Source organism: Reichenbachiella sp. MSK19-1 (assembly GCF_003590315.1).
Lineage (GTDB): Bacteria > Bacteroidota > Bacteroidia > Cytophagales > Cyclobacteriaceae > Reichenbachiella > Reichenbachiella agariperforans.
In genome coordinates, this window is the sequence record NZ_MIER01000002.1 from 411571 (window position 1) to 434416 (window position 22846).

At 42.6% G+C, this 22846-nt stretch carries 17 protein-coding genes; 5 read left to right on the forward strand and 12 right to left on the reverse strand.

The features are described 5' to 3' along the window. Positions 1-124 precede the first annotated feature (124 nt). Together BGP76_RS01860 and BGP76_RS01865 are read left to right on the forward strand one after the other, a co-directional pair. Positions 125-1318, forward strand: coding sequence for a pyridoxal phosphate-dependent aminotransferase (locus BGP76_RS01860; protein WP_073119802.1), 1194 nt, complete (start codon positions 125-127; stop codon positions 1316-1318). A 238-nt stretch (positions 1319-1556) separates the two neighbouring features. After that, the gene (locus tag BGP76_RS01865; RefSeq protein ID WP_139280894.1) at positions 1557-3794 is read left to right on the forward strand and encodes a response regulator; all 2238 of its coding nucleotides are present in this window, start codon (positions 1557-1559) and stop codon (positions 3792-3794) included. Positions 3795-3800: 6 nt separating this feature from the next. On the opposite strand, the gene hemE is transcribed toward BGP76_RS01865, so the two are convergent. From hemE to BGP76_RS01885, 4 genes are all read right to left on the reverse strand, one after another. Continuing rightward, positions 3801-4832 carry a uroporphyrinogen decarboxylase gene (gene hemE / locus BGP76_RS01870; protein WP_119843403.1) on the reverse strand — a complete coding sequence of 344 codons (1032 nt, stop codon included), beginning with the start codon at positions 4830-4832 and terminating at the stop codon, positions 3801-3803. A gap of 79 nt (positions 4833-4911) precedes the next feature. Beyond that, positions 4912-6378: a tetratricopeptide repeat protein gene (locus BGP76_RS01875; protein WP_119843404.1), complete on the reverse strand. Its 1467-nt coding sequence runs from the start codon at positions 6376-6378 to the stop codon at positions 4912-4914. A 100-nt stretch (positions 6379-6478) separates the two neighbouring features. Next, a complete protein-coding gene (locus tag BGP76_RS01880; protein WP_158583999.1) occupies positions 6479-7423 on the reverse strand; it encodes an MlaD family protein in 945 nt (314 codons plus the stop codon). Between the two features lie 8 nt (positions 7424-7431). Beyond that, positions 7432-8217, reverse strand: coding sequence for an N-acetylmuramoyl-L-alanine amidase (locus BGP76_RS01885; protein ID WP_073119793.1), 786 nt, complete (start codon positions 8215-8217; stop codon positions 7432-7434). A gap of 57 nt (positions 8218-8274) precedes the next feature. Between BGP76_RS01885 and BGP76_RS01890 the strand changes: the two genes are divergently transcribed. The 3 genes from BGP76_RS01890 to BGP76_RS01900 all read left to right on the forward strand — a co-directional run bounded on the left by BGP76_RS01890 (position 8275) and on the right by BGP76_RS01900 (position 13070). Continuing rightward, on the forward strand, positions 8275-11100 hold the full coding sequence (locus BGP76_RS01890) for a putative LPS assembly protein LptD (protein ID WP_119843406.1): 2826 nt from the start codon (positions 8275-8277) through the stop codon (positions 11098-11100). Between the two features lie 105 nt (positions 11101-11205). Then, positions 11206-12384 (forward strand): MFS transporter, encoded by a 1179-nt coding sequence (locus BGP76_RS01895; RefSeq protein ID WP_119843407.1) that lies wholly within the window; start codon positions 11206-11208, stop codon positions 12382-12384. Positions 12385-12386: 2 nt separating this feature from the next. After that, on the forward strand, positions 12387-13070 hold the full coding sequence (locus tag BGP76_RS01900) for a lysoplasmalogenase (RefSeq protein ID WP_119843408.1): 684 nt from the start codon (positions 12387-12389) through the stop codon (positions 13068-13070). On the opposite strand, the gene BGP76_RS01905 is transcribed toward BGP76_RS01900, so the two are convergent. The 8 genes from BGP76_RS01905 to BGP76_RS01940 all read right to left on the reverse strand — a co-directional run bounded on the left by BGP76_RS01905 (position 13067) and on the right by BGP76_RS01940 (position 22845). After that, entirely contained in the window at positions 13067-13837 is a 771-nt protein-coding gene (locus BGP76_RS01905) for an SDR family oxidoreductase (RefSeq protein WP_119843409.1), read from the reverse strand. The genes BGP76_RS01900 and BGP76_RS01905 overlap by 4 nt on opposite strands. Positions 13838-13885: 48 nt before the next feature. Continuing rightward, entirely contained in the window at positions 13886-15382 is a 1497-nt protein-coding gene (locus BGP76_RS01910) for a carboxypeptidase regulatory-like domain-containing protein (RefSeq protein WP_119843410.1), read from the reverse strand. Between the two features lie 63 nt (positions 15383-15445). After that, positions 15446-15952: a hypothetical protein gene (locus BGP76_RS01915; protein ID WP_119843411.1), complete on the reverse strand. Its 507-nt coding sequence runs from the start codon at positions 15950-15952 to the stop codon at positions 15446-15448. 3 nt (positions 15953-15955) lie between these two features. Further along, on the reverse strand, positions 15956-18622 hold the full coding sequence (locus BGP76_RS01920) for a hypothetical protein (protein ID WP_119843412.1): 2667 nt from the start codon (positions 18620-18622) through the stop codon (positions 15956-15958). Positions 18623-18747: 125 nt separating this feature from the next. After that, complete coding sequence (locus BGP76_RS01925; protein WP_119843413.1) at positions 18748-20154, reverse strand: CsgG/HfaB family protein; 1407 nt, start codon at positions 20152-20154, stop codon at positions 18748-18750. Positions 20155-20205: 51 nt separating this feature from the next. Beyond that, entirely contained in the window at positions 20206-20619 is a 414-nt protein-coding gene (locus tag BGP76_RS01930; RefSeq protein WP_119843414.1) for a curli production assembly/transport component CsgF, read from the reverse strand. Positions 20620-20637: 18 nt separating this feature from the next. Then, the gene (locus BGP76_RS01935; protein WP_073119775.1) at positions 20638-21066 is read right to left on the reverse strand and encodes a CsgE family curli-type amyloid fiber assembly protein; all 429 of its coding nucleotides are present in this window, start codon (positions 21064-21066) and stop codon (positions 20638-20640) included. Between the two features lie 582 nt (positions 21067-21648). Beyond that, positions 21649-22845, reverse strand: a complete 1197-nt coding sequence (locus tag BGP76_RS01940) for a hypothetical protein (RefSeq protein WP_119843415.1) — start codon at positions 22843-22845, stop codon at positions 21649-21651. Position 22846: the final 1 nt, after the last annotated feature.

Consider the following 22846-nt stretch of genomic DNA (forward strand, 5'->3'; position numbering starts at 1 on the left):
ATTTCTTGTTAAGTGTATTTGAACAAACTTTAACCAGACTGTTAAAATTTTAAAACTCAATCACTTCTACCTTGTGCAAAGCTTGTCTAGTTTTGCACACCAAATTATAGATCGAAGACAAGACATGGAACAAGTTTCAAACAGAATTAAGAATATGGCAGAGTCTGCCACTTTAGCGATGGCAGCCAAAGCTAGAGAATTCAAAGCCAAAGGTATCGATGTGATTAGCCTGAGTCTGGGTGAGCCAGATTTCAAAACACCTAAACATATCCAAGAAGGTGCTAAAGAAGCGATCGATTCAGAAAAATACTTTGCCTACCCACCCGTCAATGGTTATGCTGACCTGAGAGAGGCCATCTCTGACAAATTCAAGAAAGAAAATGGATTGACTTATTCTCCAGACCAAATCGTCGTGTCTAACGGAGCGAAGCAGTCTATCGCCAATGTATTTTTGTCTATACTGAATCCAGGTGATGAAGTGATCGTATTGTCTCCGTTTTGGGTGAGTTATACGGCGCTTATCGAATTAGCAGAAGGTACGCCAGTGCTGGTCAAAGGGGGTATTGAAAACGATTTTAAAGCTACTGCTGAGCAAGTCAAAGCAGCGATTACAGACAAAACCAAAGCAATGATTTTCTCCTCTCCTTGTAACCCGACAGGTTCGGTGTTTACCAAAGAAGAATTGGAAGCGATCGCTGAGGTATTGAAACCTCATGATATCATCGTGATTTCAGATGAGATCTACGAGCACATCAACTTCTCTGGAGGACATGCGAGTATCGGAGCGATCGACGGGATGCAAGACAAAACGGTAACTGTCAATGGTGTCGCAAAGGGCTTTGCGATGACTGGATGGAGAGTAGGATATATCGGAGCGCCGACTTGGTTGGCCAAGGCATGTAACAAGATTCAAGGACAATTGACATCAGCCAATAGTTCTATTGCACAGCGCGCTACCTATACTGCACTGACGACTGATCTCGCGCCTACCAAGGCGATGACAGAGGAGTATGGTAGACGTAGAGAGTTGGTTCATGGTCTATTGAGTGATATCCCAGGGTTCAAGGTCAATATGCCACAAGGAGCATTTTACTTCTTTCCAGATGTGAGTGATTACTTTGGTAAGTCTGATGGTAATGTGACGATCAACAATGCGTCTGATTTCTGTCTATATATGCTGGAAGTAGCACATGTGTCGCTCGTAACTGGAGAGGCTTTTGGTGATCCAGACTGTTTGAGACTGTCTTATGCTGCGTCAGAAGAGGATTTAAGAACTGCGATTAGCCGTGTCAAAGAAGCTGCTGCTAAGTTGAAATAATCATTTTGATAGAGGAGTGGAGTTCTTTCACTCCTCTATTTATTTTATTATCGCCTGATTTCATTAGTTTTATCCCATAACACTAACGTTAGAAGTCAGATTGAGAGTTAACCACCTAATTTTTACCCTCTTTATTTTTTGCCTCTGTACGGCATCTCTTGCTGTCGCAAAAGATCAGCCAGAAGTAAAGCAAGGCATACTTGATCTCCGTGATTGGGAATTCCAAAACAATGCGCCCTTGAAGCTGAAAGGTGAGTGGGAGTTTTATTGGAATAAACTGATCTTCCCGAGTGCTTTTGATTCATCTCAGATAGATCCTGTTTATCGACTTTTTCCGAAGCTATGGAAAAGAGATACCGTCGCAGGACGAATCATCGAGCCATCAGGATTTGCTACCCAAAGAGTTCGTGTGATTCTTAATTCAGTCACACCAGAGTTAGCCATATCGATTCCTCACTTTTACAGTGCATATATTTTATTTATCAACGGCGAATTCATCGCAGCGAATGGTCAGGTAGGTAAGAGTGAGACGACATCTAATCCGCACTGGGAGTTAATCACCAGAGATTTAAAAATCACCAATGATACGCTGGACATAGTCCTGCAGATTTCGAATTTCGATCACTCACGGGGAGGAGCTTTTGAACCCATAGAGTTGGGAGAGAAAGTCATCATGCAGACCCAAAACAGAAGAGAGGAGGCGAATGATTTGATCATGGCGGCTAGTTTGTTTTTTGTAGGGTTATTCTTCATGGTGTTGTTTTCATTCGGTAGACACGAGAAACCCATTTTTTTCTACTCGCTGTTTTGTTTGTTTTATAGTTATCAAACGATAGGGACGGGTAATTATACTTTTCATTCTCTGATGCCAACTGTGCCTTGGTTGGTGACACTAAAACTGGAATATATAACCATGTTTTTGTCTGCTTGGTCTTTTTCTTTCTATTCTTATCATCTTTATCAGAAAGAAACCTCACGGATATTTATGTTTTTCACCTCCGTGTTTTGTGGTGCGAGTGTGTTAGTGGCCTTGTTTTTTCCCGTTAGGATATTTAGTGAATTGGCTACACCGTTTTTTGTGTTTGTCTTGTTCTGCTTTGCCTATATGTTTGGGACCTATGTCTTGGCAGTATTCAGGCAGAGGGAAGGGGCTAAACTGTCTTTGATCTCTTCTTCTATCCTGTTTTTTGTGATAGGGACGCGTATATTGGAGTATTTTGGGTATTTGGAAATGTCGCTGATGTTTTACTTTTTAGGGTTTCAGCAATTCTTTTTTATCCAATCTATCATCCTGTTTTATAAGTATAACCGCAAGATCGAGTTGGCCAAAGAAAAGGCTGAATCAGCAGCTAAATCTCAATCCGACTTTTTGTCCATGATTTCTCATGAGATACGTACGCCACTCAATGCTGTCATCGGGTTGACCAATTATCTGATCGGGGACGATCCAAAGGAGGAACACGTAGATGATCTAAAGACTTTGAAATTTTCGGCAGAGCACCTACATATATTGATCAATGATGTGTTAGACTATAGTAAGTTGGATGCTGGGAAGATTGAGTTCGAATACATAGATACTAATATTGTCGAGGTGTGCAAAAATATCGTCAAGGCGCAAGAACCTAAGGCACGTGAGAAGAATATCTACCTGAACATGATTCAAGATGATGAGATACCTAAGTACATTCTCTGTGATGGATTGAGAATGAGCCAGATTCTGACCAACCTCATCGGAAATGCCATCAAGTTCACGAACGAAGGAGGAGTAACCCTTAGTTTAACCAAAATCATGTTGACAAAGAAACGGGTGTCTATCAAATTTACCGTAGAAGATTCGGGGATAGGAATTCCAAAAGATAAGCAGGTAGAGATATTTGATAGTTTTTCTCAGGCATCTACCTCTACGACGAGACAGTACGGCGGGACGGGACTAGGATTGTCTATAACCAAGCGTATTTTGGATCTGCAAAATATCAAAATCAATGTGTTTAGTACTGAAGGGCAGGGGTCGAGATTTTATTTTACCCAGACATTTCAAATCAGTGAAATTCAAGAGAAAGTGACCGAGAAGATTAGTGAAGAGAAGAATCAACTCAAGGGTAAGAAAATTCTCTTGGTGGAGGATAATCCAGTGAATGTGATGGTGGCGAAGAAGTTTCTGTCGAGATGGGATATCGATGTAGATGTTGCAGAGAATGGTCGTGAGTCATTAGAAAAGACTGCGACGGTCAAATATGATTTGATACTGATGGATCTCCAGATGCCAGTAATGGATGGATATACTGCGTCTAGAGAGCTGCGAAAGGGTGGTCTCGAAACGCCTATCTTAGCACTGACTGCATCGGTGATGCTCGACGTGGGAGATAAAGTCTACGAATGCGGGATGAATGATTTCATTACGAAACCATTCGAACCCGAGGATCTTTACAATAAAATAGTAGGACACATAGAGAGAAGTAGAGTCAAGCGACTCTAACCGCACTTAACTAGCTCTCCAGTTTTTTACGGTCTCGATGAAGACCTTTACTTTCTCTGGAGAGATATCTGGATATACGCCATGGCCTAAATTAGCGATGTGCCTGTGTCCTCCAAAGTCTTCAAGCATTTGGATCGTGTGTTTTTCAATCTCCTGATCAGAGCTGTATAGCACGCATGGATCAAGGTTTCCCTGCAATGTCTTGTTGTCTCCAATCAATCTTCTAGAGGCTGAGATGCTCATGTTCCAATCCAGTCCGATAGTTTCACATTTGAGCTCATTCATGCGTTTTCGTGCGAAAAATGCTCCTTTTGCAAAGACTGTGATGGGCACTTCGTCTATGGCATCACAGATTTTGCTGATGTACTTCAGTCCAAATGTATCATACTGATCTGGAGATAATATACCTGCCCATGAGTCAAAGATTTGAATTAGGTCTGCTCCTGCCTTGATCTGTGCTTTGAGGTATAGTATCGTGCTGTTAGTGATCATGTCTAGGAGTTGGTGGGATAGCTCTGGTTCTGCGTAGAGCATCTTTTTTGCTTTGGAGAAGGTCTTGCTGCCTGCTCCCTCTACCATGTAGGAGAAGATAGTCCATGGAGCTCCTGCAAATCCGATTAAAGGCACACGGCCGTTGAGTTCTTTTTTTGCAATTTTGATCGCATCTAGTACATAGGACAGGTCTTCCTCTGGGCTGGCAATGCGGACTTTAGAGAGATCTTTGGCCGATTGAATGGTATTTTCGAACCAAGGGCCTTGTTTTTCTATCATCTGATAGGGTAGTCCCATGGCTTCTGGGATAACTAGAATGTCCGAGAAGATAATGGCGGCATCTACCCCTAATAGATCGACAGGTTGTATCGTGACCTCTGCGGCTAGCTCAGGTGTCTTGGCTAGTTCGATAAAACCACTGACGCTATTTCGGACTTTTCGATATTCGGGAAGTATACGGCCGGCTTGCCTCATCAGCCATACGGGTACACGTTCTACTTTTTCACCTTTGGCGGCACGAATCAATAAGTCATTGTGAAGCGTCATATGCTATGCTGTTTTTGCTGCAAATATACATTGCAAAGTAGACTAGCGGTAGTCTGAGTGCAGACTAATGTTAGGGAATTTATAGTTCGCCTTCTTTCAGTTGGATGTTGACGTCTTGGATGATTTGATCCATCTCCGAGGCAGTTTGGTTGGCTAGGAAAACGAGCTCTTTGATTTTTTCGGGATCGTTTTCGTCTTCCAGAAGGGCGAGTAGACCTAGGACGTTGGATAGAGGCCTGCGTATGTTGTGAGAGTTCATAAATGCGAACTCTCTGAGTTGATTGTTTTGTTCTTGGATCTGCTTGGTTCGTTTGTTTATGGTTTGTTCTAGATTATGGTTGATGGATTGTATTTTTTCGTTCTGAGCATCGATCTCTTTGTTGAGCAAAATGAGTTTTCTTTCGTTTCGTTTTTTTGTACTATATATCCATATCAATACTCCTATCAGTAGTAACGCGAATATTAGCGCAGATAAAAACATCGTATTGAGATAGCGCTGCCTTAGCAATTGGTTATTTGACTCTTGGATGACTCGTTCCTTTTGTGCCACTTTGTATTTGGCCTCTAGTTCTATGAGATCGGTATATTGTCCATGTTTATAGAGGCTGTCCTCTAGTGCATGATATTGAGTGTAGTAAGTGAGGGCTTCTTTGTAGTCTTTTTGTTCTCGTTTGACCTGGTAGAGGTAGTCCAGTGCTTCGTGTTTTTGGTCTGTAGATCGGTTTACTTCGGATAGTTTTAGGGCGTGTTTTAGGGTGTCTTCGGCTTCTTTGTATCTTCCTTGTAGATAGTAGGACTGGCCTAAATTTGTCATATTATGGGTTGCTTCGTAGTGATCATTCCGTTCCATATTGCTTCTTAGGGCTTCAAGGAAGTACTGGTCGGCTTCTTTGTAATTTCCTAGTTCCAAATAGATGACACCAATGTTGTTGATGTTGAATAGCTCTTTTTTGATGTCTTCATTCTGGCGATTGATTTCTAAGGATTGTTGGAGAAGGGAAAGAGCTTTGTCATATTGTTTTAGATCTTTGTAGACGACTCCTTTGTTGTTGAGTATGTGTGCTACATAGGCGGATTGACTAGAACGCCGACAATACTCTTCGCTCATATTGTAGTAGTCTAGTGCTCTGATAAAGTCCTTTTGCTTCTGAAAGTTCCAAGCAATGTTGTTGTAGATTTTGCAGAACTGACTATAGTTACTTTCGATATCTTTTAACCCATCGAGCGCCATAAAGTAGTACTTCATAGAGTTTTGCAAATCACCATCAAAATACCATGCTGCACCTATCTCATTGTAAGTTGACACGATGAGGTTGTTGTCCCCCATTTCTTGGGCCAGTAGCAGAACTTCTTCGTAGTGTTGAATGGCCAGTTGAGGGTTGCTTTCTTGTTGAGTCCGCGCTAAAGTTAATAAGACGCTTGCTTTTTGCTGAGGGATGGTGGTTGTATCTAATTGGATTTGCAAGCTGTCACTTTGTGATACTGGGGCATGAAGGTCTATGAAACCGCTGATCAACAAGAACAGGCACGCAATTAGAGAAGACATATTGGGTATGATGAATTTATCTCAAATTAGGAGATAAATTCGTCTTACAAAAGCTTTGTGACTCAAAATGAAGTGCATCATATCGAAAAATCTTCTGGTTTTATTCAGACGATTTTTCGCGGTCTCTTGCTATTTTCTTAGATGACTGTCCTAGTGGGCCTAAGAAGTGTTTTGGGTTGTCATCGAAATGTATGAGTAACTCATCTAGGTCGAGTATCGCCTGATTCAAATTGGTGTATAGGGAGTCTTCGTTGAGTAGTTTCCCTAAAGAGCCTTTGCCATTGTTTAGGTCTGTGACGGTCGTTTCGAGTTGTGATAGTGTCATGTTGAGACTGTTGACAGCTTTTTCTAATTCCAATTTGTTGATCTTGTTTAGTGTGCTATCTGCAGAACTCATCAAAGGTCCAAGTTGAGAAATTTTCGTGTCTACATTTTTGAGTAGCCCGTTGAGGTTATCAAAGGTTCTTCTTAGATGATTGTTGTTTTCGACAACCAGTGTATTGACATTAGACACGGTGACATCTAGGTTTCTTAGGGTGCTTTTGATTTGTTCTCCTGTTCCTTTCATTCCAGCCATTACCTCACTGAGGTTACTGATCATGACTCCAATGTCTTCGGTGATAGGTTCGGCACTGTTGAGGATAGCTGCCAGTCCTAAGTCGACTTCTCCTTGTATGGTATCGCCACTTTCTAGTGGTTGGGCGATGTTTTTGATGTCCAAAAGAATCGATTTGCTACCTAGAAAATCGCTATTCATCAGCACTGCAGAGGAACCTTTGCCCACGGTCAAATTGCCTTTGATGTCAATTTCGACTATGATTTTGTTGTTTTGGTTTTGGAGAATTTCTATCCCACTGACTCGTCCGACAGCAAAGCCGTTGACAATGACAGGATTGGACACGTTGAGCCCATCGATGTTTTCATAGATGGCATAGAATTGTTGCGTGTTGCTAAAGAAGTTGACGCCCTTTAGAAAGTTGAAACCGAAATACAATATTGCTCCTGAAATAGCGGTGAATAGACCGACTTTTAGCTCTTTGGTCACAGTTGGGATTAATTTTTTGATTCTAGTTCGTTTTTGTAATCTCTAAATGCTCTAAAGATTCCTGATGCAATATACGTTTGTTGAAGTTTATCGTTGAGGTCTTTTTCTTCTTTTGCATTACTGAGAAAACCTGTTTCTATCAATATGCTCGGCATACTGGTTTTCCAAAGTACTAAAAATCCAGCAGATTTCACACCACGACTCCTACGACCTACTCGGTTTTTGAATTGGTCTTCCACATTTTGAGCTAATTCGAGGCTGTTGGATTGGTAGGCACTCTGATATAGAGAGAATAGGATGTAGGACTCTGGAGAGTTGGGATCGAAACCTTCGTAGTGCGCTTCGGCATTATCTTCCATGGTAATTACGGAGTTCTCCCGCATCGCTACTTCGAAGTTTTCATCCGATTTGTGTAACCCCATGATATAGGTTTCAGTACCATGGACGGTTTCGCTGTAGGGGGCAGAATTACAATGAATAGAGATAAAGAGATCTGCGTGGTTGTTATTAGCTAAGTCTGCTCGTTCGTAAAGTGTCGGGAAACTGTCGTCTGCACGAGTATATATAACTTCTACATCTGGTAAGTATTCGTTGATTATCTTGCCCGTCTCTAGCGCGATGCTCAGTGCGATATCTTTTTCTAGAGAAAAGTCACCAGAGGTGCCTTGATCTTTTCCACCGTGGCCTGCGTCTATGACGATTTTTTTGACCTTATAATCCTTAACCCCTGTATTGTTAAAAGAGGCGAATAATATGCCAAGCGCAAAGAAGACAATAACTAAAATATTTTTCATCAAGAGTTGTTTAGAACTTTATTGGCGATATTTTTGTACAAAAATGTATATTTTTAATTGAAACTGAAAATCCTAGTGCCCAATATAAAACGCCTGTTTTTATGCTTTTTATTCATCGTAGCAGGGGCAAAAGGGTTCTCTCAAAATGTTGAAATCGATACAGCAGAAGTCCTTGATAAAGTGACTTTTCTGATCCAAAACGGGTATCTCGATTCTCTAAATTCCTATCCGGAATATCGCTCTTTTTTACCAGATTCTATCATATCGCTTTTGAGCCCTGATTCTCCTATCCTCCAAGGAGACTCTACACTAGTGCCCAAGAAGAAAACTAAGAATGCCGTCGAGACTACTGTGGACTACAAAGCCAAGGATTCGATCTATTTTGATCTGACCAATCAAAAAATGTACCTATATGGAGAGGGAAGCATCGAGTATGGAAATATAGGCTTGACTGGTGAGCGGGTAGAGATGGACTGGGTGGGCAATACGATACAGGCCAATTATGTATTGGACTCAGCAGGTAAGAAAGTAGGGAAACCAGTTTTTACTGAAGGGAGCGATAGCTATGTCACAGATGACATGATCTATAACTTCAAGACCAAAAAGGCTTTGATCAACGGGATCATCACAGAGCAAGATGGCGCCTTTATGCACGGAGAACGAGTCAAGAAGAACGAGCGTGATGAGATGTTTATCCGTGATGCCAAATATACCACCTGTAATCTGGAGCACCCTCACTACTATATCAAGGCAAAAAAACTGAAAGTGATACCTAATGACAGGGTACTGTCGGGTCCTTTCAATATCTATTTTGGGGAGATACCCACGCCTATTGGATTTCCGTTTGGGATGTTCCCATCTCCTAGGGAGAAGGCTTCTGGGATTATATTTCCTAGTTATGGGGAGGATAACAACCGGGGCTTCTTTGTGAGAGGCGGTGGATATTATTTTGATATCAGTGAGTATGTTGATCTCAAATTGACTGGTGATATCTACACGAATGGTAGCTATGGACTGAACGGCGCTTCTACCTATAAGAAACGCTACCGCTACTCGGGTAATCTAGGAGTGCGGTACAATAAGACAGTGAGTCCTACTTTCGAAGATGATTCTTTTTCGAAGGATGTATGGGTCAATTGGAGTCATTCTCCACAGTCTTATGGTACTTCTCGGTTTTCGGCTTCTGTGTCTGGAGGTACGACTACCTATAGTGCCAATGCCAACAATGTGGGCTATGACTATACCAATAGTATCAATGCTCAATTCAACTCTAATATTTCTTACTCTAAGACCTTTCAAGGAACGCCTTTTAACCTGACTGTAAACGCACGACAAAGTCAAAATATAAGTACAGGAGTTGCCAGTGTTACTTTGCCAGAAATTAGTTTCAATGCCTCTAGAATTCAACCATTTAAGAATGTAGGGAATTGGAAAAACAATGCACTCGGAAAACTCGGATTTACCTATAGGCTATCTGCTAAAAATGAGATGAGCAATTCCCCAGTATCTATTCCGAGTTATGTGGTGAATTCTAACGTCGCCTCTGATGAAATTTTAAGTTTTAACAGTGATAATTTACCATTGCTATTTAGTCGAGCAAAAATGGGGGCTAGGCATCAAATCCCTGTCTCTACTTCTTTTAACATGCTGAAGTATTTTACGGTCAGTCCGAGTTTTAACTATACTGAGGTGTGGTACCCTAATGAACTCAAGTACGAGTATGACCCTGTTTTGGAGGGGGTACAAGTTGATACATTGAGTCAGTTTTCTAGGGCGGGATGGTGGAGTTCTGGAGCATCCATGTCGACGCGTTTGTATGGTATGTACAATTTTAGGAGTGATAAAATCAAGGCGATACGTCATGTGATGACACCAAATGTAGGCTTTAGCTATAGTCCTGATTTTGGGGATCCCTCTAAAGGGACTTATCGAGATGTGCAAATTGATGAAGAGGGAAACACACGTAGACTATCTAAATATGAAGGTTTTGCCTATGGAGGTCCTGCTAGTGGAGAGAGTGCCAGTGTCTCTTTCTCTCTCAATAACAACCTAGAGATGAAAGTGAAATCCAAGGTCGATTCGGTCGAGGAGTATAGAAAAATCAAAATATTCGACAATCTGTCTTTGTCGTCTGCTTACAATTTTCTAGCTGATTCGTTTAATCTAAGTGATATCAACTGGAATGCGAGGACTTCTTTTTTTAAGGGAGCCATGTATGTGAGTCTTAGTGGGACGATCGACCCTTATGTGTATGTCTTAGATAGTGTGCAAGAGACTACTAGTGGTGAGACATATCATCAGAGACAGATCGATAAGTTCGCCTGGAACAACGGGCAGGGTCTAGGGCAGATGACGCGAACGAGTATGTCGGTGGGTTTGAAACTACAACCTAAGAGCGCTAAATCTAATGGTAAAGATCCCGCTCAAGACCCGAATGCAAATGATCCATTTGGGAATAATAGTGGGATGTTCAATGAGGATGAGAATTTCGAAGCGGGCAATGTGGATGATTTTATCTCTTATGATCCAAATATGTATGTGCCATTTGATGTGCCATGGAGCTTGAATGTGAATTATTCGCTCAATTACCGAAAAACAGGTTTTGAAGATTTTATCATTACTCAGACGTTGAATTTCAATGGATCACTGAGTATCACAGACAAGACTCGGATCAATTTTAACTCTGGTTATGATCTGGAGGAAAAGGAATTTACAGTGACAAGGATTAACGTCAGTAGAGATCTACACTGCTGGAATCTTAGCTTCAACTGGGTGCCATTCGGTCCACGTCAGTCCTACTACGTCAGGATAGCAGTCAATTCTCAGCTCCTCAAAGATCTGAAACTAGATCGTAGAAGCCAGTCTGCTTATACGAGCTTCTAGCAGAGTTGATACAGTTATAGTGGTTTAGAATAATGTCGCCCAAATTACAGTTATTTCAAATCTCTATCCTGAAGACATAGTCTATCTAGGTGTAGTTTTGCGACGATGAACAACAACTCAATCTATTCCTTTCAATTTGGTCTGCTCTGCCTGAGTGGTCTGCTTTTTTTCGGTAGTTTCAACATGATTATTCCTGAGTTGCCATCGCACCTATCGAGTATGGGCGGAGGGGCGTACAAAGGATTAATCATAGCACTGTTTACCGTGACGGCTGGGCTCTCTAGACCTTTTAGTGGAAAACTCGCCGATAGAGTAGGGCGTGTCCCTGTGATGATTGTAGGTGCTTTGGTCTGTGGAGTAGCGGGTCTGATGTATCCGCTGGCAGGTAGTGTTTGGGCATTTTTATTGTTGCGATTGTTTCACGGTTTTTCGACGGGATTTAAACCTACCGGTACTTCGGCTTATGTGGCGGATATTATTCCTGGGAATAAGCGAGGAGAAGCGATGGGTGTTTTGGGTTTCTTTGGTACGGTCGGGATGGCGATGGGGCCAGCGATAGGCCCTGTGATCGCACAGCAGTTTTCGTTGGACGTGATGTTCTATGCATCCTCTTTTGCTGCGGTATTATCAGTGTTGATTTTGGTGGGGATGAAAGAGACACTAAAGGAAAAGGAGAAGTTGTCGTGGGATCATTTTGTGATCCAAAAGAATGAGATATACGAGCCTAAGGTTTTTGCACCTGCCTTTATGATGATGGTGTCTGTATTTGCTTTTGGAGCGATCTTGACGGTGATGCCTGACATCAGTGATCAACTGGCGCTTTCTAACCGTGGACTGTTCTTTACCTACTATACGGTAGCATCATTGATGGTGAGGATAGTGGCAGGTAAAGCTTCTGATAAGTTTGGGCGAGTACCGGTTCTCAAATTGGGTTGTTCGATCATTTTCATCTCTTTATTGCTTTTGGCGAATGCCGATACCTCCGTGTTGCTTTTAGCGACAGGTGTATTGTACGGTGTGGGAGCAGGGCTTTGTTCTCCGACGATATTTGCATGGACGATAGACCTGAGCGATGTAGATCATAGAGGGAGAGGGATGGCGACCATGTATATATTCCTAGAGATCGGAATAGGTAGTGGAGCGTTGCTCGGTGGCTGGATCTATGGCAATGAGTTTTCGAATATTCCTATGATTTTTTATAGCTGTGCGGCGGTCGTGTCTGTCGGTTTTGTTTATTTATTCTCAAGAACAGTGCGTAATTTACCTGTTATTAATGAAGCATAAGGATGAAAAATAAGGGACAAAAAATTGCTAAGTATGTTTTTGTGGGCGTGTGTATCGCGGAGTTATTGACACGCATATTTGATGTGCCGCAATTACAGCACTTTACCAAACCACTACTGATGCCCGTACTGTTGGTGTATTTTCGTCAGGGAACGACAGGCCGTTTGACGCCTTCGTTTTTGTGGGCAGCTGCGGCATTGGTTTTTTCTTTTGTTGGGGATTCTGTGTTGATGTATGATCAGCCTATTTACTTCATGATAGGTTTAGGTGCTTTTGCAGTGGCTCATGTGTTTTACATGGTTTCGTTTAGCGGAGCGGTAGCGTCAGGCGTAGCAGGTCCGAGTTTGCTGTCCAAAGGCCTGTATGCGATTCCGTTTTTGACGGTGTACGGCATACTCATGTCAGCACTATGGCCAACGCTCGGGGCATTCAAAATCCCTGTAGCGGTGTATGCCTTGATTTTGATAGGTATGGCACTAAGTGCTGTCTATCGCAATGGTCGGTCGGGTCAACAGGGGGTGAGCCAAGTGATCTTTGGTGCTATATTGTTTTTGCTATCTGATTCCTTTCTAGCACTTAATAAATTTTACATGCCGATGGCTAACGCAGGAATCTGGGTCATGTCGACCTACCTACTGGCTCAGTGGAATATCATCAATGGCCTGCAGAAGCATTACAATGCTTAGTGTTGAAAATCGTAGCGAATAGTGTTTGTAAGCTTGTCGGTATTGACCAGTTTGTAGTCCGTTTCCTCATCAGTGAAAATGGGGGTTGGAATGCCTAACGCTTGACATGCTTTGGTATAGAACTGTTCTTTGGTCGGATGACTGGGAGAGCAGACACTGAATCGTTCTCCCCAGATGTTTTGTTCCATGATTGAATTAATGACCCCAATACAATCGTCGAGATGAATCATATTTATAGGATTGGTTTTTCCGCCTAGGGTCTTGCTTGATAAAAATCTACCAGGGTGTCGATCTGGCCCATATAGTCCTCCAAATCGTAGTATGGTCGTAGCAGGATTCGCTATCAAATCTTCTATTTCTAGTAGTGCTACACCGCCTCGGCTGGTGGTGTTATGGCTGGCGTCTGACTCTGTAACTTCACCAGAGAGGTTAGGATAGACGGCTGTCGAACTGATGAAGATGATTTTGGTCTTTGTAAAGTCAATCTGCGAAACAATGGACTGTATCATCTTGTGATGAAACTGAGGGTCGTCAGGAGTATTGCGTGGCGGTATGTTGATGATGATCAAATCAGTATCGAAAAGGTCACCAATCTTTACTTCTGCTTTGTAGCGGTCAATCAAATAAGGTTGTATGCCGAGATTTTTTAGTTTGTCTAGCTTTTCGGGGGTCGTGGTGGAGCCTTTGATTAAATAACCCTTGGACGAGAGGTGCTCGGCCAAGGGTGTTCCTAACCAACCGCATCCTAGTATGCTGATACTTTTCATATTGCAAGGATAACATAGGATGAATTATATGAAGCACTAAAATATTCTTTATAACCAGTCGGGCATGGTGGCATTGTCTAGGAGTAAAACTCGGTCTTGCCCAGTCGCTACGTCAAGGGTGTATATTTTGCTAGTACCCGAGCCATCATTTTTTTGGTTCACGAAAATGAACAAAGATCCATCGGAGGAATACCTCGGGTATAGATCGTTGGTGCCATTGGGCTTGAGTACGGCGTGGTAGGTCCATTCTGTAGGGTCACTGAGTGCTACGGTGACGATCTGTGCATTGAGCTTTCGTCCGCTCAGTGTTTCGTGCCCCGCTACATCTAGAGTGAATACAATCTGAAGGCCGTCGATGGAAAAACTAGGGTTTTCTAGAACACCAGGTTGGTCGGCGATAAGTTCGGTCATGGATGATCCGTTGGTATTCATAAGGTAGATTTCTCCATCGTTGATGTTCACCCCGACGGTTTCCACAACTATTTTGTTGGCACTTTCGCTCCAGTCTACACTTCGAAAATGTCTATCGGCAGGAGCTGTGGCCAGAGTCGTGAGATTGCTACCATCCGCATTGATTTGGTAAAGCTTGTTGTAGTGGCAGTAGACGAATTTGGAGTTGTCAGGAGACCATGCATAGCCTCGACCATTCTGATGGTAGGATGCTACTGGAACGGAGGTGACCTTGGTGAGTTTGTCCCCTTCGTTGTTGATGGTGTAGATGTGGTTTTCTAACCCATCATTGCCAATGTAGGCGATTTTGGTTCGGTTGCTATTGTACTGTGGGTTGTACTTGTTTTGACTACTGTAGGTGAGTCGGGTAGGGCTGTCGCCATTGATGTCGGAGGAGAATACTTCTTGATTGCCAGCACTACTGATAGAGGTGTATAGGATTTGATTGATAGGGAAGGGGATAGTTTTGAACTTCCATACTTCGCTATATTGAATTTCTCCTTCTTTGTTTTTGGTACTGACTTGCCAAAAGTATTGGGTGCTGAATTTTAGATTTTCTAGCACCAAAAGGGTGTCTGTGAGCCCACTGATTTGCAGGAAGGGTGTACTGGAATTGGACTCTAGGACTTCTACATCGTAGGATACCACAAAGGTGGAGTCGTTCATGTTTTGCCAATTGAGTTGGACTTCTACGTTGACTTTGTCTTGATTGTCTGCTGGGGTAGGGTTAGCAGAGCTGACGAGTAGACCTGCTACTGGACTCATGGTGAGCGTGGTAGAGCTTTCCGAGTCGGAAAAAACAGATATGCTAGATATCTCTGTATTGTAGTTGTTTAGGTTAGCTCTGACGCTATAGTTACCTGTTTCGACCTCTGGGAAAATAAAGAATCCCAAAGAATCGGTAAATAGTACACTGGACGAAGGAACGGTGGTGATTTCTACTCCTTCTAGTGGGTTGCCTGTGCCAGCTTGGAGGACTGTGCCAGATATGCTGCCTTTTTCTTTAAAGTCTATGGTATCTTCTTTACATGAAGAGAAGAGATACATAGGGATGATTAAAAATAAGAAGAAGTGTGTTTTCAGGGTAATCTTCATTGGGGTAAGTGTGGAGTATAGGGGTTAATAAATGTGCCTCGGCTACCCGAGGCACATTGAAAATTATCTACTGATTACGGAGACGTTCAGTTCGTTTCCTTTCTGCTGGATACCAATGTTATGATTACTAGCACCGAAGTTCATATAGAGCGCATTGTTGTTGTCACCATTCTGAATATACTCAGTAGAGTTGTCCGTCCCGTAATAACTGTAATGCGATATATTGTTGTCTTTGCCATTTTGTAATATTTGTAATTCGGTATTGGCACCAACTGTGTTGATATAAATTTGGTTGTCTTTTCCCCTCTGCGTCATTTGCGTATTGCCATTTCCCTGTTGGGAGGCTTGCATTGAGTTGGAGAGGCCAGCTTGATTGATTTGATAATCAAAGCTGCCAAACTGGTTTAGATATACTGAATTGTTTCCTCCATACTGATTGATTTCATTGAGAAGCAGACTTTCTGCATTTAGCTCTTGTACAGTCAGGTTTTGAGGGTTTTCTTGGGCATAGCTATGCCCAAGAAAAAACAATAAAATAAAGGATAACCAAACTAGTCTTAAGATTTGCATGGATTAGTTCCCTTGTGTTACAAATGCTGAGTTTGCTACACCTGCTTGTGTAATGATGCTCACGTTACCCATACCAGACTGGTAGCTAGTCGCCATGTTACCCGTTCCAGATTGTGTAGTGTATGCTTCGTTCTCCGAGCCAACTTGAACTTGCATCGCCATGTTACCCATACCAGACTGATTTACTTTTGCTACGTTGTAGTCACCTGCTTGTCCCTGTATCGAGCTGTTCAGTGTGCCGTTAATGTTAGCTATACTCGTGTTGCCATTGCCTAATTGACCTTGTACGGATAGGTTAAGATTGCCGTCTTGGTTGATGACGGCAGAGTTGTCATCACCTAGTACCTCTAGTTGCAGCGCTTTGTTTCCATTTCCTACTTGATCGATAGATGCAGCGTTGTTTGACCCTAGGATTTGGGCTTGCAGTGCATAGTTAGACTGTCCTTCTTGGCTAATTAGCGCAGTGTTGTAGTTGCCAGCTTGCCCTTGTGCAGCCCAGTTAGAAGATCCATCTTGCGAGATTCTAGCAGTATTTTCTAGTCCTGCTTGTACTTGCCATGCGTCGTTGCCTGTTCCTATTTGCGCAATTTTAGCGGTAGAGCTAGCTCCGTATTGTTCCTGAGAAGCCATGTTGAATGATCCTTCTTGCGTCGCTACAGCAGTGTTTGCGCTACCCTCTTGGTATTGAGTGGCGTCATTGCCTTCGCCTGATTGAGTGATTTTCAACGAGCCATCTTGACCACTTTGTTCTTGGTCAGCGATGTTGCTGTCTCCAGTTTGCTTGATGCTAGCTAGGTTATCATTAGCCGTTTCGCCAGTATACTGAGTTGCTTCATTGCTCACACCCTCTTGGTTGATAGAGACTGTGTTGTATCCATTGTAGTAATCGCCTTTTTGTGTTTGCGTCGCTACGTTAGATTCGCCTGCTTGCTTTACAGATGCACTGTTGTGCGTTCCTCTTTGATCTTGCGTAGAAGTATTGCTTTCACCTTCTTGCTTAGCCGTTGCACTTAGCTCATTACCAGCTTGAGACTGAGTCGCGAGGTTCAGGTCACCACTTTGTGTGATTTTAGCATCACCACCTCTTGTCCATTGGTTTTGTCTTGCTTCGTTTTCAGATCCAGACTGAGAGATTACAGCAGTGTGATCGTTGGCATGACCGCCTTGTCTCTGTACCGCTAGGTTTTCTGATCCAGATTGTGAGATGATCGCACTGTTGCCAGAGATGTCTCCAGATGTACCAGGATCCATTTGATCTTGGCTAGCTACATTCATATCACCAGACTGTTTGATTTTCAAACTGTTGTCTTCTCCATACTGAGACTGCGTTGCACTGTTGCTCACACCACTTTGTGAAGCAGATGCACTGTTGCTTGCACCGTATTGTACTTGCGTAGCGGTGTTCGAGACTCCGTTTTGGTTGATGCTCAGGCTACCTAGATCACCTTCTTGTGTTTGAGAAGCGATGTTAGCCTCGCCCATTTGCGAAGTAGTGGCTGTATTGTCATCACCATCTTGAGCTACCAAAGCACTGTTGTCATCTCCACTTTGCGTGATCGTAGCGGCATTGTCATCACCAGTTTGCTGTACACCTACTGGATCACCGTACCATTTAGTACCTACGGTATTTCCTGTGCCAGACTGTGTGATTTTTGTAGTGTTTCCGTCTCCGCGTACTTCAGCAGATGCCACGTTATCAACACCAGACTGAGATACTTTGACACTGTTATCATCACCGAATACTTGTGATGCTGTCCAGTTTTCTTCTCCCGCTTGTGTAGCATTCGTGGTGTTGTTGTCACCACCAACGTAGAATCTAGCATGTTGATCATCTCCCGACTGCTTGATCGTAGCGTCGTTATCATCACCGTTTTGAGAAGTAAGCGCTTTGTTGCTCACACCTGATTGCTTTGCCAGTGACTTGTTGTCATCGCCGTTTTGAGTAGTTTCAGCTTCATTCCACTCTCCACTTTGATCGATTTTAGCTGAACTTCCAGCTCCTTCGATTCTGATGGTACCATCATTGTCTGATCCAGATTGAGTGATTTCACCTTCACTACCGATACTTCCCGATCGGAAAATACCCACAGTAGCAGTGTTTCGATCACCTTCTTGGTAGGTCTTTCCCTTGTTGGGGCCATTGGCAGAAGTGACAGTCGAAACGTTTTCAGTTCCTTTTTGCACTTGATTGGTCTTGGCACCAGCGTTGAAAGAGGTAGAAGTAGCGGTGTTGTCATCACCATACTGTTTTTGAACTGCTTCTCCACCTGTAGCCCATGTACCGCTTCTCATTTTGATAGTCGCTACATTGTCAGATCCTTCTTGCAGCTGAATTGCTTTGCCTCCATTTTGAACGTCCATGTTGCTCGGTGCATCACCTTTGAAGTCACCTTGATGGATAGAAGCAGCGTTATCACTACCTTTCTGGGTTTGTTTAGCTACGTTATCGGAGCTAGTTGACCCATTTGTACCGATTCCGTCTTGCGTAATCGTAGACTCGTTAGAGTTGCCCGCCTGTAATACAGACGCATCATTCGAATTGCCTAATTGTGTCACTGTCGTAGCATTGAAATTGCCGGACTGAGAGACATTAGAATTGTTGTTCTGCGCATAGGCAGAGATTGTGAGCATACCTAATAGGCACGCTGCAACACTTTTCATTGTGTTCATAGAAATATAGTTTAGTTAAGAAATTCAAGTTGGAAGTGACCGTCTGTCACTGGGTTGCTGGTCGAAAATCTACTTTTACTATTTTCTGAATAATTGCTGCTTACTATACTCTCTCAAAACCAGATCTACCTTTTGTAAGATTCACTCTTGCTAGATCGATTTCTTCGATTGATTTTTTCTCTTCTTTGTGTCAAATAAAAGTTAAGTCCAATATGACCGCCCATGATGTAGTCGTTGTACTTTCCTTGTTCTATGTTGTCAAAACTGTCTCCAAATAGATTGATATAGCTATACTGACCAAATAAACCTATGTGGTCAGATAGCATGTATTCGATCCCAAAATTCCCTGTGACTTGAAACTGCATGCTGTAGTCATCTGTCATGTTAGTAGTAGCGCCTATGCCGACTTTGAGGTATGGCGTAGCGCGATAGCCGTTTAGCATCCTATAGGTGATAGAAGCGCTATTGGTGAGGGCGTAGAACTCGTAAGCTTCGGAGATGCCGAGCTGTCCGTAGTAGCTGTCTATACCTATACTGACTGGGTTGGTGCTAAAGAACTGGAGTCCAAAGTAGGCGTTGGGTTTCACTTCTCTTTTGTAGTAGTCTCCATACATTTGGTTGCCCCCAGCACCGATACTCATGCCGAAGTTGCTTCTGCGTTCTTTGGTGATGCTACCAAACTGGTCTCTGCGTTGTACGCTCCATTTGGACTGATTGTATTCTGATATGGTAGTGTTGTCTACGAATTCGGTGGATTCTGCTTCCCAAATTCCTTCTTCTATTCCTTCGACGATGAGGCCAATGACGGATTGCTCGATGGCTTCTCGCACAGCCATTTCAGCGGGTTCGTTGTAGGTGAATCCCGTTTCTGCTTCTAGTAATTTTTGTGGAGCGACGAACTTGAATACGCCTATGTCTACTTTTTGGGAGAGAATGGTTTTGGAGGTGTAGATAGTCTTTAGGATTTTTCCATTGATGGTAGAAACAGCTCTTAAGTAGACTGTGACGCGATCTTCTCGGTATTGTCCAGACGAACTCATACCCAAGTATCTAGCACCTATGCCCCCGGTGAGGACATTGCTGTCAAAGGAAATGATACCACCCTCTAACAGAACACCGGCGTACAATAATGGTGGAAGAAGATCTCCTTGTGTGTCTTGGTTGCCATAGGTGGCTCTGCTAGAGCGGATGATTTTTCGCTCGTTTAGCAGGTTAGGTAGTCCCTCTCTCTCTATCGGTACGAACCAGCCTGACTCTTCCATGGTTCGGATCAAAATGGAAGTAGCACCTTGGGTGACAGCCGTAGACCAGTTGGAGCCTACTTCTGACATTTTGTACTGCCCCGTTTGGTCTCTGAATTTATAGACGGCCGCTACGATTTTTTCTTTGGGTACTGGCAGGCTAGTTAGATGTTGGTAGCGTGCGCTTTCTTCTCCCTGCTCCGCCTGAGTTACTTTGACAGGCTGATGTACCAGTGGGGCACAACTAGCCATAGTCGCAACAATTCCATATATAATGAGGCGATTGATCATGTGTTTAGTGTAGAGTGAATTTCTTAGGTTTTTGGCTTTGAGGAATATTGATTAGTAATAGGGGACTGTTACTAGGGTTTCGCTACCATCACTGGTGTTGACTACATATACATTGATTCCATCGGTGTTGGATGATACTTCTATTTCGAAGGAGCCTATACTGTAAAGGCCATTTTCTAATCCGTTTTCACCGAATAAGTCACCTGTTAGTTCACGGGAGAGTAAATTGAGGACTTGTCTGTTTAGGTTTTCTTCGAAATTATCAAGGTCTGTATCACTCAAGGAACTTTGGTTTTGATGCTGATTTTGTTCTTGAGCTGAGCTCAGTAGCCAGTTGTAGTTGAAAGTATCTCCTCCGAATGCTGGGTTGATAGGCTTGTAGACAAAGTCTTGCGCCTGTAGTCCGGACATAGTCATCCAGAGTATGCCGATCAGCATAGTGAATTTGGTGTTTAGGTGGTTCATTTTATAATCTTTCTATTTTCAGAATAAGCCTGTTCCAGTCATGTCATCTCCTTCGAGTTGCTCCAGTACCTCTCGATACTGTATTACATAATTGTATGCGTTATAGCTGGCCTGGTCTGAAAGCTCAACCAAAAAATCATGCCTTGGTTGTAAAAAACTTTCGAATACAAGTAGTTCGTTTACATAAACTTGTACTTGTGTACTATTACTTCTTGCTGGTCGCTCTTTAATATGGATGATAAAGGAATCTTCTACGTCTGGCCAGTTCCAATTGGTATAGAACATGTCGTAAAAATCTCTACCGCTTTTTGATAGGGTTTCATCAACGATCAACTGATCAATCTCTATCAAAACACTTTCTGAAAATACATCTTGAGCTTGGCCCTGAGCATTGAAAAAGAACCCAATCAAAAACACACTTACGTGTATTTTTATAATGTTTTTCATATAGTGAAAGTAGAAAGTTAAATTGTATTAATCAAGCTTAGAGTAGGCGGCTAGGTGATAAGGGGTGTGGCTTGAAACGTCGAGAGTGGTTAAGTCAAATATAATCTTAGAATAGTAATAGTATAAATATCCTAGTGAGCCTGTAGTGTGTTTGTTTCGAAACTGTTAATTGTTAGTTAAAATATTGTTTTACAGTGTTTTATGGTTGAATTGGTTGCGTGATTTTTCGAGCTTCTTAATCAGTTTGATAGACACCCATCCCTGAAAACAGGTATTTTTGTGTTTCGGGGTAAGAAAAAGTAGTGGTTCTTTTTGGAGTGAGGCGGAAGCGGTAGGTGTGATTTATGGTAATTGTACTATTTTTATAAATAGTATGACTGGGAGTCAATAGGGAAATGCGTAATCGTTAATAGGAGTTGGGTTTTCTTTGGAGCTTAATGTCAGTTATAGCTTAACCCAATGGGTTAAAATCTTACATCTAGTAAAATGCTGTTTAGTACATTGATCATCTATCTTTTTTAACTTTTAAACCTGAATTGAAACATTTCATTCAGGTTTAAAAGCATCATAATAGAATCAATTTTATTGGATCAAATCACTCATTTCTTTTTCAGATATTTTTTTTAAAAACACTCTAGGGAAACGACCTGACACCAATGTTGTACCTAGCACGAGTAGATTATTGTCCTCATCTACCTTGATGGAGGAGAGGGTGTATGGATTGATATTTCCTATTTTTAATACGCCAACTGATTCTGAAGTGGCTATGTCAAATACATTGAGCGCAATTTGACGAGATTGCGTTTCGGCTGCTATCACAGAATACATGGTACCATTGCGCTCATAACTCACGATGTTTGCAGGCGTTCTAGATTTGTATTCCGAGAAGGGGACATTCATAAAGTTGATACTAGATGTCACCACATCATTTGCGATAGCCTGGTTGGGCTGTATGAAGTTGTCATTGAACTGATAACCAAACAATGAATAGCTGCCAGACGGCAAGGGGAGTAGTGCAGTGAGTCCACCATCGGTTCCTTGTCCTTGACAGACGCCTGTAGGGTTTTGCCCTAGGTTAGTAAATACGAGAGACAGCGTGTGGTCATAGATGCCATTGAAGTAGTAGGTCGTCTCGCTGAGTTGCCCACAAAAGAATGGTAATCCATACCGCTCTGGATCAGTAAAATGATCAAATATCACGGCTGCTATGTCATTGTTGGTTCCTATAGAGTAGGCAGCGTTAGTCGTAGCAGTACCGTCGAGGTTGACCAAACTAATGATGGTTTGATCCGTCCCATCAAAACTCAGTAGGATGATGTTGTCATTGGTGCTGAGGCTTGCGGCGAGAGGCCAAGTAAGTCCATTGCTCAGTGGGGTGATGACGAGACTTTCGATGCTGCTACCAACACTGGCAAGCTGTGCTCGTTTGTTGTTGTCCATCATCACGAAGTAATACATGTCATCTATGGTCATGAAGTCACCGATTGGTGAGTCATATTGTTCTGCATTAAGAGTGGTTTCTGCTACGTAGTTTCCTTCTTCGTCCAGTTCTATGAGTTGTACACCTGAGTAATTGCGGTCATCATCTGTGTTTTTTAGTGATTGACTGGTGAGAACCAAAAAACCCGTTTCGGTAGCGACTATATCTATCGGGTAGTAACTCTGGTCGCTTCTGAAGCTGTCGTATATTTTGGTGAAGGATGTTTTAGGATCGATTTCATCGTCTTTACATGCAGCAAGGATGATTAGCAAGAAGAGGGCGTATACTAGGTTTTTCATT